We start from the raw sequence: 15176 nt of genomic DNA, 5'->3' as shown, positions 1-15176 counted from the left end.
CCATGCGCATACTGATCGTCGACGATGACCCGCTGGCCGGCGAGATGACCCTGGCCTTCCTCGAAGAGGCCGGACACAGTTGCCGGCTCGCCGAACACGGCCTGGAGGCCCTGGAGCAACTCAGCGAAGACGCGACCTTCGATCTGGTGGTCTCGGACCTGCACATGCCGCTGCTCGATGGACTAGAGTTGTTTCAGGAACTGCGCGAACGCGGCCTGGAGCGCCCCTTCGTGCTCCTGACCGGGGACGACCCGGCGCCGTTGCTGGAGCGTGCGCCCGGACTCCATGCCTGTCTGGCCAAGGACGGCGCGCTGGAGCAGCACCTGATCGAACTGCTCGACCGATTCTGAACCGCAACGACTGGAGACACGAGCGAGGCCCCATCGACATGCCGGCCGGCCCCCAGGACTCCTTCCAGGAACGCAAGCGCCGTCTGCGCGCGTCCTTCATCGAGCAGCTTCCCGACCGTCTGCGTCAGGCGCGCGAGTTGCTGACGACCCTCACGACCGGCGAGCGTCAGGACGAGCCGCTCAGTCAGCTCCATCTCATCTTCCATACACTCAAGGGCTCGGGCGCCTCCTTCGGCTTCGACGCCATCAACGCCTCGGCCAAAGAGGCCGAGCAGATCCTGCGCGAGGTACTCGACGGCGACCGGCGGCTCTCGCCGCACCTGCTCACCGATCTGCGCCGGCATGTCCGGACGCTCGAAGAACTTAAGTTGAGCGTCGACAGCGCCATGGCGGCCGACAGCCAGCCGCGCTTCGCCCTGCCGGCTCAACGCGCCGAAGAGACCGGCTCGAACCACCGTCTCATCTATCTCTGCGACGACGACACCCTGCTCGCTCAGGAACTGTCGGCTCAGCTCGGCTGCTTCGGTTACGAGGTCGATCCTTACGACTCGCTGGAGTCGATGCGCGAAGCCGTCCTGAACAGGCCGCCGGCGGCCATCATCATGGACGTCATGTTCCCGGAGGGCGGCGACGCCGGACCGGCGACGATCGCCGAACTGAATGCCCGGCTGGAAGCGCCCATCCCCTGTCTGTTCATCTCGGTGCGCGACGACTTCCAGGCCCGTCTGCGCGCAGTCAAGGCCGGGGGGCACGCTTACTGCCGCAAGCCGGTCAAGGCCGTCGAACTGGCCGAGTTGCTCGATCAGCTCACCAGTCGCGGTGCGCCAGACCCCTATCACATCCTGATCGTCGACGACGACCCGGACGTGGCCCAGTTCTATGCCATGGTGCTGGAGTCGGCCGGGATGACCATCCGCGTCGCGAGTGAGCCCGAGCGCGTGCCCGGCATCCTGGAGGACTTCGACGCCGATCTGGTGCTGATGGATCTCTACATGCCCAAGTGCTCAGGCCCCGAACTGGCGCGTGTGCTGCGCCAGATCCCCGGCTATCTGGGGCTGCCGATCATCTATGTCTCTTCCGAGACCGATGCGCGGCGTCAGTTCAAGGCGCTCCAGGTCGGGGCCGACGGCTTCCTCACCAAGCCGATCGAACCCGAGCGCCTCGTGACCGAGGTCCATCTGCGCGCCGAGCGCATGCGCACCCTGCGCTCGCTGATGATCCGCGACAGTCTCACCGGTCTGTTCAACCACAACACCATCCTGCAACTGCTCAAGGTCGCCATGGCCTCCTGTCAGCGCTCCGGGCGCCTGCTCTGTCTGGCCATGATCGATGTCGACCACTTCAAGGCCGTCAACGACACCCACGGCCACCCGACCGGCGATCAGGTGCTGATGGCGCTCGGGCGCACGCTCAGGCTGCGTCTGCGCGAATCCGACATCGTCGGGCGCTATGGCGGCGAGGAGTTCGCCGTCATCATGACCGGTCTGGACGTCGATCAGGCCAAAGGCATCATGGACGCACTGCGCGAGAGCTTCGCAGCCGTCACCTTCATGGCCGATGGAGCCGAGTTCCACTGTACCTTCAGCGGCGGGCTGGCGGCCTTTCCCGAATACGACGATCCCTCGGCGCTGATCGAGGCGGCCGATGCCGCGCTCTACCAGGCCAAGCGCGCGGGACGCAATCGCATCCTGATCGCCCACACCAACAGCCGGCAGTGACGACCGCGATGGCCTCCGACAGCATGCACCCGGATCAGGATCCGCTGGGCGAGATCCTGGAACGTCGCCGCAGTGGCGAGACGACCCTGGTCGAAGTCGACGCGCCCACCGTCAAGCTGGTGGTCTTCGCCATCGGCGAGCGGCTCCAGGCGCTGCCGGGATCCCAGGTCAGCGAGATCCTGCCGCCGTCGACCATCCATTTCGTCCCCGGCTGTCCGCCGGCGCTCGAAGGCGTCATCAGCGTGCGCGGGGACATCACCTCGGTCATCCGTCTGGGGGATCTGTTGGGGATCGAGCATGGGGCGTCCGGCCGCCAAGGGGCGATCCTGCTGGCCCAGGGGGCACACGAGGTCGGCGGCGAGCCGATGCGCAGTGGACTGCGGGTCGATCGCGTGGTCGATGTGCTGGATGTCGCCGAGGACAGTCTCCAGCCGGTGCCCGACACCCTGCCCGAACCGCTGCGGCGCGTGGCGCGCGGTGTCTTCCAGCTGGAGGAGCGCAGCGTGCTCCTGCTGGATCTCGATGCACTGTTCCGGGACTATCTGAGCGGGGCGGGCTGAGTGCGTCCGAGCGAATCCGAACGCGGTCCGTCATTGACGCTGGAATCCATCGCGTTGGTTCGGTGCAAGAGCGCCGGTCTGTGTCTGGCGCTGGAGGCGGCCAAGATCGGCGCCATGCATGACCTGACTGAAGACCCCACTGCGCCCAGTCTGGCCGATCTGCTCCAGCAGCCGGAGTCTCCCGAACCACCGCGCCAGCGTCTGCTCGAAATCCGCCATCCCGACTGGCGGCGGCTGGTGCGCGTCGGCGAACCCGTGATCCATTTCGAGCTGCCGGTCCGTGCGCTCCAGCCCTGCCCACCCCTGCTGGCCGCGCGTCAGTGCGCCAACGGCGTCCGCGCCCTGGCCTGGATCGAGGAACCGTCCGGCGTGCGGCTCCTGATCATCCTCGATGCCTGGCGCCTGCCCGTTTTGGAGCACCGGGCCGGTACGGATTCGTGATGTTCGACATCCTCATAAACAAGTGGTGGCCGAAAGGCGAAGGGGATGACGGGTTGTATCGACAATTGCTCGTCCATGCGCTCAACGAGCGCGCCAAGCAGTTCTATGAACACTACGGCTTTCGGGAATCGCCGCAACATCCGATGACGCTGCTGATGCTGCGCCTGAATACCGTCAAGTCCCGATCGCCTCGGCTGACACGTGTTCCACGCGGCGGCCTCGAGCCACCCCGCTCCGGCTGCTGTTCCGACACCCGCTCCGGCAAGGACTTCGCTATCATGCGCAGCACCATTCCGTTTGATCCGACCTACCCCTGGAATTCAACGATCATGCGTCAGAACCCCCGAAGCGCCAACCCGACCCGACTCCTGCTCGCCCTGACACTCGCGGTCCCCGGAACCGTCCTCGCCTATGACACCAGGGACGCCATCCGCGACTGCGAAGCCCGCCTGCGCAGCGACTACGGACTCATCGATCTGCGCGATGAGCAGGTCGTCCAACTGCCGGGCGACAAGAACTACCGGGTCGAGGGCAAGACCAATATCGACGGACGCAAGTATCCCTGGACCTGCGAGATCCAGCGGCGGCGCGTCGTCGAGATCCAGTACGACGATCGCCGCCCGCCCCGCCGTGGCGGCGACTCTAGTGGCGGCGATACGCCCGAGGTCGTGCCGCGTCGCTCCGGCGAGCTGGAGGTGCGGCTACCGAGCGGCTGCACCGCGCTCTACGATCGCGAGGGCGCGCTGATCACCCGTGACAGCCGCTGCAACTCGAACGATCGCCGCCGTGCCGAGGATGCCGTCGACGCCTATTTGCTCGGACAGGGACGTGGCCAGGGTGGCGGACGCGGCAATGAAGGCGAATACGGCCGTGGCGGACGGGATCAGTATGGTGACGAGCGCAGCGGCGGATACGGAGCCCGACCCGGACCCGGCAGAGGCGGTCCGCCCCCGGAGATCATGATCGGCCGCAACGGCGAGGCCGAGGCGGTCTTCAGGAACGACTGCGTCGTCTATTACGACCGGCACGGCCGACGTATGGATGCGCGACCGAACTGCCATGACCTTCAGCTCGATGCGGCCGATCAGGCGATGCGCGACTATCGTCGCGAGCAGGGACTCTAGTTCGGCGGAGCCTGCATCGGCTGATGAACGTCTCCGCCCGGTCGATCCGTCATCCCATCCCGGCGATCCTGCTGTTCGCCCTGCTGGACTTCATTGATTAGGCCAGTCCGCGTGCCAGATCGGCCCGGATGTCTGACGGTTCCTCCAGCCCGACCGCCACCCGGATCAGCCCCTCGCCGATCCCGGCCTCGGCCCGCTGCTCGGGCGTGAGACGGCCATGGGTGGTGGTCGCCGGGTGGGTGATGGTGGTCTTGACGTCGCCCAGATTGGCCGTGATCGACAGCAGCCGCGTCGCGTCGATCACCCGCCAAGCCGCCTCGCGACCGCCGTGCACCTCGAAGGCGACGATCGCCCCGCCGGTGCGTTGTTGCGACCCGACCAGATGGTGCTGCGGATGATTCGCCAGCCCCGGATAATGGACGCGCTCGACCGCCGGCTGCTGCTGCAACCACTCGGCCAGCCCTGCCGCCGCGCGTGACTGGGCCAGCATCCGCAGTTCCAGCGTCTCCAGTCCCTTGAGAAAGACCCAGGCATTGAAAGGACTCAGGGTCGGGCCGGCGGTGCGCAGCACGCCGTAGACCTCCTCGCCGACCCGCTTGCGATCCCCCACCACGGCCCCGCCGACACAGCGCCCCTGACCGTCGAGATACTTGGTCGCCGAATGCACCACGATGTCGGCGCCGAGTTCGAGCGGGCGTTGCAGCGCCGGGGTGCAGAAACAGTTGTCGACCGCCAACAGCGCCCCATGCCGATGGGCAATGGCGGCGAGCGCGCGCAGATCGACCATCTCGGTGAGCGGATTGGACGGCGTCTCGCAGAAGAGCAACCGCGTGCGCCGCTCGCCGTCGCGCTCCAGCGCCGCGTCCCAGGCCGAGAGATCGCTCAGCGGCACATAGTCGGTCCGGATGCCGAACCGCGCCAGATACTTGTCGAACAGCATGGTGGTGCTGCCGAACAGACTGCGCGCGGCCAGGATGCGGTCGCCCGTCTTGAGCAGCCCCAGACAGACGGCCAGGATCGCCGCCATGCCCGAGGCCGTGGCCACACAGGACTCACCGCCCTCCAGTGCCGCCAAGCGCTCCTCGAAGGCGCGCACCGTGGGATTGGTGAAGCGCGAATAGATGTTGCCCGCCTGCTCGCCGCCGAAGCGTGCGGCAGCCTCGGCCGCGCTGGCGAAGACGAAGCTGGAGGCGGCGAAGATCGGCTCGCTGTGCTCGCCTTCCTCGGTGCGCCGATGCCCGACGCGGATGGCGCGCGTGGCGAATCCGGGCGCGTCCGCGCCCTCCCCGTCGTCGAACAGCGGATCAGTTGGAGTTGTGGAGGTCAAGGATGCTCTCGCTGCAGGCGGCGCGCTGTTCCTTGGCGCCATCGTTACGGCGATCTTCGAGCGCCTGGAGATACTCGGGCGTCACATCACCCGTCACGTACTGGCCATCGAAGACCGAGGCGTCGAAACGGTCGACATGCGACTTGCCCTTCTTCTGCACCGCGTCGATGAGATCCTCCAGATCCTGGAAGATCAGCCGGTCCGCCCCCAGCTCGCGCGCCACCTCGTCCTCGGTGCGACCATGGGCGATCAGCTCGCTGGCCGCCGGCATGTCGATGCCATAGACGTTGGGGAAGCGTACCGGCGGCGCGGCCGAGGCGAAATAGACCCGATGGGCGCCGGCGTCGCGCGCCATCTGGATGATCTGCTGCGAGGTGGTGCCGCGCACGATGGAGTCGTCGACCAGGAGCACGTTCTTCTTGCGGAACTCCAGGTCGATGGCGTTGAGCTTCTGGCGCACCGAGCGCTTGCGCACCTTCTGGCCCGGCATGATGAAGGTGCGGCCGATATAGCGGTTCTTGATGAAACCCTCGGCATAGTGAACGCCGAGTTGATTGGCCAGTTGCAGCGCGGCGGTGCGGCTGGTGTCCGGGATCGGGATCACCACGTCGATGTCGTGGTTGGACCACTCGCGCTTGATCTTGGCCGCGAGCTTCTTGCCCATGCGCGAGCGCGCCTTGTGCACCGAGATATTGTCGATGATGGAATCGGGACGGGCGAAGTAGACGAACTCGAAGATGCAGGGCGAAAGCACCGGATTGGCGGCGCACTGGCGGGTGTGGAGCCGGCCGTCGAGCGTGATCAGCACCGTCTCGCCCGGCGCGACATCGGCGACCAGCTCGAAGCCGCTGGTGTCGAGCGCCACGCTCTCGGAAGCGATCATGTACTCGGCGCCCTCGGGCGTCTCGCGCCGACCGTAGACCAGCGGGCGGATGCCATGGGGATCGCGGAAGGCGAAGACGCCGAAGCCGGGGATCATGGCCACGGCCGCATAACCGCCGCGACAGCGCCTGTGCACCCCGGCCACGGCGCGGAAGATGTCCTGCTCGTCGATACGTAGCCGGCCCTGGACCTGCAACTCGTGGGCGAGGATGTTGAGCAGGATCTCGGAGTCGGACTCGGTGTTGAGATGGCGCAGATCCTCGACGATCAGATCGCGCTTGAGTTCCTCGGCATTGGTCAGATTGCCGTTGTGGGCCAGTACGATGCCGTGGGGCGAGTTGACGTAGAAGGGCTGGGCCTCGGCCGAACTGGAGGCGCCGGCGGTCGGATAGCGCACATGCCCCACGCCCATGTTGCCGCGCAGTCGCAGCATGTGCTTGTTCTGGAACACGTCGCGCGCCAGCCCATTGTCCTTGCGCAGATGGAGCTTGCCGCCCTCGCAGGTGACGATCCCGGCCGCGTCCTGGCCGCGATGCTGCAGGACGAGCAGCGCGTCATAGAGTGATTGGTTGACCGGAGCCTGGCCGACGATTCCGACGATTCCACACATGAATAAAGCCTCGGCCGCGCCATTGGGGTGAGCCGGCGCGGGTGATTGGGGACAGTGCAGATTAACCGAAGCCGGACGGCGCCATCAAGACGGCTCGACGCGCGCGGCGCGGTCGCCCAGCAGTCGCCGCCCCAGCCGCTTGATCCAGAAGCTCTCGGGCAGCAGCAGGAGATGCACGAACACCAGGATCGCCGACTGATACCAGAGGCTGCCGATCCACTCCGGTGTGACCCCGGTGGCCATCCAGCTTTCGGCAAGCCGTTGCAGGTTGAAGAAACTGAAATAGGCCAATAGCGCGAGCAGCACGCGACCTGTGGCGCGCCGGCGCGGCGAGGGATCGACCAGGGGAATGGCCAGCAGCACCAGGGTCAGGATGGAGAGCGGCGCGGCGAGCCGATGTTCCAGTTCGACACGGTCGGCCAGGTCGTCCGAGCGTATCAGATCCGGTGTCGGAATGGTGGCGCGCTTGCTGGACGCGCGCCGAGTCTGCCCCTCGCCGGCGAGCCGGATCTGGTACTGCTCGAAGTCGCCGATCAGATAGGCGCCGGAGCCGGCCTGGCCATCGAAGCGATGGCCCTTGTTCAGGGTGATGAGATGATCTCCGCTCGTGTCCTCGATCCGATGGCGGCCCGACTCGCTCACCACCAGGCGCGTTCTGTCGCCTCGCCGATCGAGGACGAAGACGTCGCCGAGCGCCTTGCGCCGGTCGATCTCGCCGATGTAGACCACGACCTCGCCGCGCTGTTCGACATAGAAACGTCCCGGCTGGAGTCCGGCGATCTGGGCCGCCTGTTCCTTCTGCTGGAGCCGGATCTCCTGGATGCCGGCGGCGGCGCGCGGCTTGAGATCGAGCGCGATCCAGCCGGTGAGGAGCGCCACCGGCACGGCCAGGATCAGAAAGGTGCGATAGAGGCGCGGCGGCCCGACGCCGCAGGCCTGCATGGCGATCAGTTCGCTGTCGCGCGAGAGGCGCGCCAGTGTCACCAGGATCGCCAGGAAGAAGGCCGGCGGTAGCAGGGTGTAGACATCGCGCTGGATCTGGAGGCTCAGATAGCGAAAGACCACGTCCACGCCCAGACCGCCGAGGTTCACCTCCTCCAGGGTGCGCAGGAACATCAGGCTGGCGAGGATCAGCACCAGCACCAGCACGATGGCCAAGAAGACCTTGGCGGCTTCGCGCAACAGATAGCGATCGATCAGGCCGAGCATGGGGCTTCGGGTACCGATCATGCCAGCGCCTTGGAGACGACCTCGAAGACGTCGGACGACAGGTCACGCCCGCCCAGCACGCGCTCCAGCTCGGCCCGCATCAGCGTCTGACGCTCGGGGTCGAACCGGCGCCAGCGCACCAGCGGCTTGAGCAGGCGTGCGGCCAGCAGCGGATTGACCGGATCGAGTTCCAGCACCCGGTCGACCAGGAAGTGATAACCGGCCCCATCGGCGGCATGGAAGCGGACCTGATTGACGTTGCTGAAAGTGCTGACCAGGGCGCGCACGCGGTTGGGGTTGCGCGCGCTGTAATCCGGATGTTTCAGGAGCATCATCACCCGTTCCAGGGCATCCGGGCGCGGGGCCGAGGCCTGGACCGAGAACCACTTGTCGAGCACCAGCGACTCGCCCGCCCAGCGTCGATGGAAGGTGTCGAGTGCGGCGTCCGCTTCAGCCCCGCCCTGTTCGGCCAGCAGTCGCAGGGCGGCCATGACGTCGGTCATGTTGTGCGCGGCCTCGAACTGGGCGCGACAGAGCGCCAACCCCTCCTCGTCCCCGGCGCGCACCAGATAGGCCAGCGCCAGATTCTTGAGCGCGCGCCGACCGACCGCTTCGGGACTGAAGACATAGGGTCCGGTTTCGGCGTTGTCGTGATGGACGGCGAGCAGATCGGCGCGCAGCCGCTCGCCGAGCCGGCGCGTCAGCTGACGATGGGCACGATAGAGCCCGTCGACATCGATCACCGTCATCTGGTCGCTCAGATAGGTCTCGCTCGGCAGGGTCAGCACCTCGGCGAGCAGCGCCCGATCGGCCGTCGTGTCACGCAGGGCGCGCCGGCAGGCGGCGATGTAGTCCTCAGGGATGGGATGCGCCGCATCGGCCGTCAGCGCCAGCAGCAGACGCTCGTGCAGCGTCTGGGCGGCGTCCCAGCGATTGAAGCCGTCGCTGTCGTGGGCCATGAGGAACATCCGGTCGGCGTCGCTCAGGTCGTCATGCACCCGCACCGGCGCCGAGAAGCCGCGCAGCAGCGAGGGCACCGGGCGTTCGTTCAGACCTGTGAAGGTGAAGCTGTGCTCGGGTTCGGTCAGCTCCAGCAGGCGCGTACCGGGTGCCGGAGGTTCCGACTCGCCGGCCGGCCACACCGGCAGGTCGTGCCCATCGGCGCCGAGCAGCCCGATGGCCAGCGGAATATGGAAGGGCTGTTTGACCGGCTGCCCCGGTGTCGCCGGTGTCTGCTGGCGCACGCTCAGGCTGTAGGTGCCGGCCGTCGCGTCGTACTCGCCCCGGATGTGCAGCTCGGGCGTACCGGCCTGCTCGTACCAGCGCCTGAACCGGGTCAGATCGCGACCGCTCGCGTCCTCCATGCAGCGCACGAAGTCCTCGGTGGTCACGGCCTGGCCGTCGTGGCGCTCGAAATAGAGATCGGTCGCGCGCCTGAAGGTCTCGGGACCGAGCAGCGCGGCCTGCATCCGCACCACCTCGGCGCCCTTGTCATAGACGGTGTTGGTGTAGAAGTTGTTGATCTCGATATAGGAATCGGGACGTACCGGATGGGCCAGCGGGCCGGCGTCCTCGGGGAACTGATGGGCGCGCAGCGTCCGCACGTCGCGGATGCGCTTGACGGCGCGCGAGCCGACGTCGGATGAGAACTCCTGATCGCGATAGACGGTGAAGCCTTCCTTCAGGCTCAACTGGAACCAGTCGCGACAGGTGATGCGGTTGCCGGTCCAGTTGTGGAAATACTCGTGCGCGATGACGCTCTCGATGCCGTCGAAATCGACGTCGGTCGCGGTGTCGGGATGGGCGAGCACGAACTTGTCGTTGAAGACGTTGAGTCCCTTGTTCTCCATCGCGCCCATGTTGAAGTGGCTGACGGCGACGATCATGTAGATGTCCAGATCGTACTCGCGCCCGAAACGCTCCTCGTCCCAGCGCATCGCCTTCTTGAGCGAACGCATGGCGTGATCGCCCTTGTCGAGATTGTGCGGCTCGACGAAGATCCGGAGCTTCACGTCCCGTCCCGAAGCGGTGACGAAGCCGTCCTCGATCACACTCAGGTCGCCGGCGACCAGGGCGAACAGATAGCTCGGCTTCGGGAAGGGATCGTCCCAGGTGACGCTGTGACGACCGTCGGGAAGCTCGGCGTGCGCGATCGGGTTGCCGTTGGACAGGAGCACCGGAAAGCGCGTCCGGTCGGCGATGAGCGTGGTGGTGTAGCGCGCCATCACGTCCGGTCGGTCGAGGAAATAGGTGATGCGCCGGAAACCCTCGGCCTCGCACTGGGTGCAGAGCAGATCGCCGGACTGGTAGAGCCCTTCGAGCGCGGTGTTGAGGCTGGGATGGATCTCGACCCAAGTCTCCAGACTGAAGCGGTCGGGCACCCGATGCAGGGTCAGCCCCTCGCCGTCGACGCGATACTCGGCGGGCGTCAGGACATGACCATCGATGGCCGCCTGCGTCAGCTTCAGGTGCTCGCCGTGCAGACGCAGATCGCCGTCACCCCGGGTCGCCGCCGGATTGCGCCGCAGCGCCAGCCGCGATTCGACGCGCGTGCACTCGGGATCGAGCTCGAAGCGTAGCTCCACCCGATCGATCAGGAACTCGGGCGGACGATAGTCCTTGAGATGGATGGGATGCGGAGTTTCACGATACATGGTGCAACCTGAGCGTCTAAGTCTGAGTAAGGAAGTGTGAACGACACGACTTGACTGAAGCGAAGCCAGGGGTGAAGCTCGCACACCAAGGTCAATCTTCGCAATAGTTCGGACACCATGCCACAGGTCACTGTCTACACGACCCAAACCTGCCCCTACTGCGACCGCGCGCGGCGTCTGCTCAAGCGCAAGGGCGTCGACTTCGCCGAGATCCCGGTCGACCACGACCGCGCACGCATGGCCGAGATGGTCGAGCGCAGCGGCCGCCACACGGTGCCGCAGATCTTCATCGACGACTTCCATGTCGGCGGCTATGACGACATGGCGCTGCTCGACATGGAGGGCGAACTCGACGAACGCCTCGGACTCGACACCGATGACTGAGCGCACCGCCGATCCGGCCGACGCCATCCGGCTCGACAAATGGCTGTGGGCGGCGCGCTTCTTCAAGACCCGTCAACTGGCCATCGAGGCCATCAACGGCGGCAAGGTCCATGTCGACGGCCGGCGCGTCAAGCCGAGCCGCGTGATCCGTCCCGGAAGCCGGCTGGAGATCCACAAGGAGAGCCTGAGCTGGGAGATCGAAGTGCTGGCGATCAACAAGCAGCGCCGTCCCGCCGCTGAGGCCGCGCTGCTCTATGCCGAGTCCGAGGCCAGCCGGCTCAGGCGTCAGGAGCTGGTCCGCGAGCGGCGTGAACTCGGTTCGGCGATCCCGGACGGCAAGGGCCGTCCCACCAAGCGCGATCGTCGCCAGATCCAGCGCTTCACCGAACACGGCGACTCGGTCGGCTGAGCTGGGGGGCACGGGTCGCACCATGGACAACGACGCCTTTCGCGACACCTACCGCGCCGTCAACGAGCGTGTCTGTCCCTATGAGAAGACCATCCTGACCGGCAGCGGCGGCTGCTCGCTGGCGCGTAAGTTCTGCATCGCCGAGCGCGAAGGCGTGCAGTGCGACTCGGCCCAGGCGCAGGCCGACTGTCTGGCCCTGCTCGAAGCACTGAGACGCCAGGCCCGCTTCGCGCTCAAGTCGACCGACACCCACAGCGCCCTGCCCCACAACAAGTCCATGCGCATCCAGGTCGGCGGTCTGCGCGGACTGTGCGCGGTCTTGGAGCCGGACATCGCCGTCCCCAGCTACATCGAGGACATCAGTGCCACGGTGGCGGGGTCGATCCGGCAGTTCGGTACGCTCGACGCCCTGCCCTATTCGCTCATCCTGCGCGAGGTCGCGCACTATCAGCCACGCAAACGTCAGGGGCGGTGAAGCTCGATGAAGACAGCACTCGTCACAGGCGCCAACTCCGGTCTGGGTCGCGCCATCGCGCAGGGGTTAGCCGCCGCCGGCTGGCGCGTGGGTCTGGTCGCGCGGGATTGCGCGCGCGGTGAGGCGGCTCTGGCCGAGATCCGGTCCGCCACCGGCAATCCGCATCTCCAGCTCTTCGTCGCCGATCTGGCCAGTCAGGCCGAGGTGCGCGCCCTGGCCGAATCCGTGTTGGAGCACTTCGACGCCCTGCATCTGCTGGTCAACAACGCCGGCACCGCCTTCCGCGAGCGGCGTCCGAGTCCCGACGGGATCGAACGCGCCCTGGCCGTCAATCATCTGGCGCCCTTCCTGCTCACCCAGCTCCTGCTCGAGCGCATGACCGCCAGCGCGCCGGCGCAGATCATCAATGTCGGCACGCGCATGAACACCGCGATGGATCTCGACGACTGGAACTGGGAGCGGCGTCCCTATCGGATGATGGCGGCCTATGGTCAGTCCAAGCTCGGCAACCTGCATTTCACCTTCGAGCTGGCGCGACGGCTCGCGGGTACGGGCGTGCGGGTCAACTGTGTCTTTCCGGGCGTCTTCCGCTCCAATCTCGGCGGCACGGATGGCGCTCAGGGGCTGTTCTGGCGGCTGGTCGACCGGCTGATCGGCTGGGCGCTGCCCACGCCCGAGCGCGCCGCGCGGGGCGTACTGCGGCTGGCCGTCGACGACTCCTTGGCGCAGGTCGCCGGCGCCTATCTCTGGAATGGACGACCGATCCAGGCACCGCCCCAGGCACGCGATCCCGAGATGAACCGGCGTGTCTGGGCGCTGAGTCTGGCCGCCACCGGCCTTCAGGACGCATCAGGCCACCAGTGACAGCGAATCGCCGGACTCATTGGAGCGATAGGACGAGCCATAGGCGTCCATGAGATGCATGACGCGCCGCATCACGAACAGGTCGGGCCGGGTCTGTTCGCGGCTGACGGATTCGGCCGCGGCTGTCGCGGCCGAATCCGTGGCCTGCTGTGCCTCGGCCTCCTCGTCGGCGAACTGACTGTTGAACGTCTGCGCAAACTTCATCGCCTCGGCGCCCAGCACCTCGGCACGCCCTTGCAGGAACGAGAGACTGTCGGTCAGCGAGCGCATGCCCTCGGTGAGATCGTTCGAACTGACCTTGCCGTCACCGTCCATGTCCAGCGCGGCGACCACGTCCTCGACGCCCGGCAGCGTCAAGTTTCCGTCGGACTCATCCTCGGACTCACCGAGCCCCAGCGCCGCGAAGGCGGTCTCGAAGTCGTCGGCATCGAGATAGCCCTTGCCCTCGGAGTCCAGGCTGGAGAAGACCCGCTCCAGGGTCTGGGTTCGCTCTTGGTAGTCGCGGGTGATGGCGCTCGACGCTCCATAGAGCTTGGAGCCGATGTCGCCAATGCCGCTCGTGATCGTGCTGATACTCATCTTGTCAAACTCCCGACGGCTGAGGGTGCAGGATCGCCCAGGGGCGCGATGATCGGAGCGATCATTCGACCCCAGGCGGTTCGTCACCCATGATCAGCAAGCGTCGGGCCAGTTCGAGCGCGCGCGGCAGGCGATCGAGATGTGAACGGCTTCACGATTCTCACCCACCGGCATCGTGCATCATTCGAGTATTGTGAACGGCGTCATCACAAACAGCCGCGTGGACTGTTAAAAAGACACGCATGGATGACCGGCCTCGATGAAACGCCATTGGACAGCCACGACCGGAACCGAACATGCCGCAACACAATCCTTTCCGCTCAGTGCGTCAATCCCGTTCGCGACAGATCCACGCCATGGCCGGGGAATCCATGATGCCGCTTCGTCTTCTGCAACTGACCGACCCCCACCTCTTCGGCGATCCGGGCGGGCAACTGCTGGGCATCACGACGCGCCGCAGCTTCGAGTCCGTCCTGACGCTGGCGCTGTCCGGCAACCCGCCGCCCGACGCCCTGCTCCTGACCGGCGACCTGGTGCACGACGAGACCCCGGCGGGCTATCGTTATCTGCGCGAGCGGCTCAGGAGAATCGGGGTTCCGCACTATTGCATCGGCGGCAACCACGACATCCCGGCCCTGATGACGGAGCACCTGGATTCGGCGGCGCCCGGCTCCGTGGCGCTGCGTCGGCTCGGGCGCTGGAACCTGATCCTGCTCGACTCGAGCACTCCCGACAGCGATGGCGGATACTTGACGCAGACCCAGCTCGTCCGACTCGCCGAGCTGCTGGCCGATGAACAGGCTCCCGCGCTCATCGCCCTGCACCACCATCCGGCGGCCATCGGCAGTACCTGGATCGACCGGATCGGGGTCGCTAACGGCGCCGAACTACTCACTCTTTGCGAACGTCACGCCCAGATCAAGGCCGTCCTCTTCGGCCATATCCATCAGGACTTTTCGGCACGGCATAGAGACTGTCTGCTCCTGGGCGCGCCCTCGACCTGTTTTCAATTCACGCCCGGAAGCCCGGATTTCGCGATCGACGAGATCCCGCCCGGTTATCGTGAACTCAGGCTCTACCCGGACGGCCGCCTCGAAACCCAGGTCGTGCGGCTCGAACAGTACGCGGAGATGCCGCTCCACCTGGTGGGCGGATACTGACGAGGCCGTCGCTCAGTCGATGACGAATCCCGGCCGGCCCTGGTAGTCCAGAGGCTCGCAGGCCACGCCCGTCACCTCGGCCATGGCCGGCCCGATTCGCAGCCAGTCGCGCAGTTGCGCCACGGCGGCCGCCTCACCGCAGGCCAGCACCTCGACACGCCCATCGCTCAGGTTGCGCGCATAGCCGGTCACGCCCAGTCGCATCGCCTGCTCGCGCGTCGAGGCGCGGAAGAAGACACCCTGGACACGCCCGGCGACCACACAGCGATAGCAGACCCGGTGCTCGGCGGCTCGCTCGTCCATCGTTGAATCCCCCTCGTCATTGTCGTGGATCGCGCGCCGAGACGGCGGCGGAGCGTTCGATGGTGGGGGAGATTCTCACCAGATCGCGACCCTGGATCAAGGATAGCGATTGGCGCGCGCGGCTTTG

The 15176-nt window shown here is 66.5% G+C and carries 16 protein-coding genes; 10 read left to right on the top strand and 6 right to left on the bottom strand.

Translation table 11 applies throughout. From position 1 onward, the window contains the following. Positions 1–2 precede the first annotated feature (2 nt). The 5 genes from Atep_RS08250 to Atep_RS08230 all read left to right on the top strand — a co-directional run bounded on the left by Atep_RS08250 (position 3) and on the right by Atep_RS08230 (position 4193). Entirely contained in the window at positions 3–350 is a 348-nt protein-coding gene (locus tag Atep_RS08250) for a response regulator (RefSeq protein WP_213377860.1), read from the top strand. Positions 351–388: 38 nt separating this feature from the next. Beyond that, the gene (locus Atep_RS08245; RefSeq protein WP_213377858.1) at positions 389–2068 is read left to right on the top strand and encodes a diguanylate cyclase; all 1680 of its coding nucleotides are present in this window, start codon (positions 389–391) and stop codon (positions 2066–2068) included. An 8-nt stretch (positions 2069–2076) separates the two neighbouring features. Next, the gene (locus Atep_RS08240; protein ID WP_213377847.1) at positions 2077–2628 is read left to right on the top strand and encodes a chemotaxis protein CheW; all 552 of its coding nucleotides are present in this window, start codon (positions 2077–2079) and stop codon (positions 2626–2628) included. After that, entirely contained in the window at positions 2629–3069 is a 441-nt protein-coding gene (locus tag Atep_RS08235) for a hypothetical protein (protein ID WP_213377845.1), read from the top strand. A 329-nt stretch (positions 3070–3398) separates the two neighbouring features. Continuing rightward, positions 3399–4193: a hypothetical protein gene (locus Atep_RS08230; RefSeq protein ID WP_213377843.1), complete on the top strand. Its 795-nt coding sequence runs from the start codon at positions 3399–3401 to the stop codon at positions 4191–4193. 97 nt (positions 4194–4290) lie between these two features. Here Atep_RS08230 and Atep_RS08225 read toward each other — a convergent pair whose 3' ends face one another. From Atep_RS08225 to pepN, 4 genes are all read right to left on the bottom strand, one after another. Continuing rightward, the gene (locus tag Atep_RS08225; protein WP_213377841.1) at positions 4291–5520 is read right to left on the bottom strand and encodes an O-succinylhomoserine sulfhydrylase; all 1230 of its coding nucleotides are present in this window, start codon (positions 5518–5520) and stop codon (positions 4291–4293) included. Then, positions 5498–7012 carry an amidophosphoribosyltransferase gene (gene purF / locus Atep_RS08220; RefSeq protein ID WP_213377831.1) on the bottom strand — a complete coding sequence of 505 codons (1515 nt, stop codon included), beginning with the start codon at positions 7010–7012 and terminating at the stop codon, positions 5498–5500. The genes Atep_RS08225 and purF overlap by 23 nt, the downstream gene beginning before the upstream one ends. Positions 7013–7096: 84 nt before the next feature. Further along, positions 7097–8242, bottom strand: a complete 1146-nt coding sequence (gene lptF / locus Atep_RS08215; protein ID WP_236786065.1) for an LPS export ABC transporter permease LptF — start codon at positions 8240–8242, stop codon at positions 7097–7099. Continuing rightward, positions 8239–10875: an aminopeptidase N gene (gene pepN, locus Atep_RS08210; RefSeq protein WP_213377829.1), complete on the bottom strand. Its 2637-nt coding sequence runs from the start codon at positions 10873–10875 to the stop codon at positions 8239–8241. The genes lptF and pepN overlap by 4 nt, the downstream gene beginning before the upstream one ends. A 117-nt stretch (positions 10876–10992) precedes the next feature. On the opposite strand from pepN, the gene grxC reads away from it, so the two are divergent. Genes grxC through Atep_RS08190 form a run of 4 tightly spaced genes read left to right on the top strand, consistent with a single transcriptional unit; the run spans position 10993 to position 13007 of the window. Beyond that, positions 10993–11259, top strand: coding sequence for a glutaredoxin 3 (gene grxC, locus Atep_RS08205; RefSeq protein WP_176977068.1), 267 nt, complete (start codon positions 10993–10995; stop codon positions 11257–11259). After that, entirely contained in the window at positions 11252–11668 is a 417-nt protein-coding gene (locus Atep_RS08200) for an RNA-binding S4 domain-containing protein (RefSeq protein WP_213377823.1), read from the top strand. Before grxC ends, Atep_RS08200 begins: the two co-directional genes overlap by 8 nt. Before the next feature lie 22 nt (positions 11669–11690). Further along, positions 11691–12143, top strand: coding sequence for a hypothetical protein (locus tag Atep_RS08195; protein WP_213377821.1), 453 nt, complete (start codon positions 11691–11693; stop codon positions 12141–12143). Positions 12144–12149: 6 nt separating this feature from the next. Then, positions 12150–13007, top strand: coding sequence for an SDR family NAD(P)-dependent oxidoreductase (locus Atep_RS08190; protein WP_213377819.1), 858 nt, complete (start codon positions 12150–12152; stop codon positions 13005–13007). Here Atep_RS08190 and Atep_RS08185 read toward each other — a convergent pair. Further along, positions 12993–13586, bottom strand: a complete 594-nt coding sequence (locus Atep_RS08185; protein ID WP_213377809.1) for an EF-hand domain-containing protein — start codon at positions 13584–13586, stop codon at positions 12993–12995. The genes Atep_RS08190 and Atep_RS08185 overlap by 15 nt on opposite strands. A 374-nt stretch (positions 13587–13960) precedes the next feature. Between Atep_RS08185 and Atep_RS08180 the strand changes: the two genes are divergently transcribed. Beyond that, positions 13961–14746, top strand: coding sequence for a metallophosphoesterase (locus Atep_RS08180; RefSeq protein ID WP_213377808.1), 786 nt, complete (start codon positions 13961–13963; stop codon positions 14744–14746). A gap of 12 nt (positions 14747–14758) precedes the next feature. On the opposite strand, the gene Atep_RS08175 is transcribed toward Atep_RS08180, so the two are convergent. Continuing rightward, complete coding sequence (locus tag Atep_RS08175; RefSeq protein WP_213377806.1) at positions 14759–15049, bottom strand: acylphosphatase; 291 nt, start codon at positions 15047–15049, stop codon at positions 14759–14761. Positions 15050–15176: the final 127 nt, after the last annotated feature.

Origin of the sequence: Allochromatium tepidum (assembly GCF_018409545.1) — a bacterium.
Classification (GTDB): domain Bacteria; phylum Pseudomonadota; class Gammaproteobacteria; order Chromatiales; family Chromatiaceae; genus Thermochromatium; species Thermochromatium tepidum_A.
The sequence above is the reverse complement of the archived record's forward strand: the minus strand, read 5'-3'. Positions and strand labels throughout refer to the sequence as shown.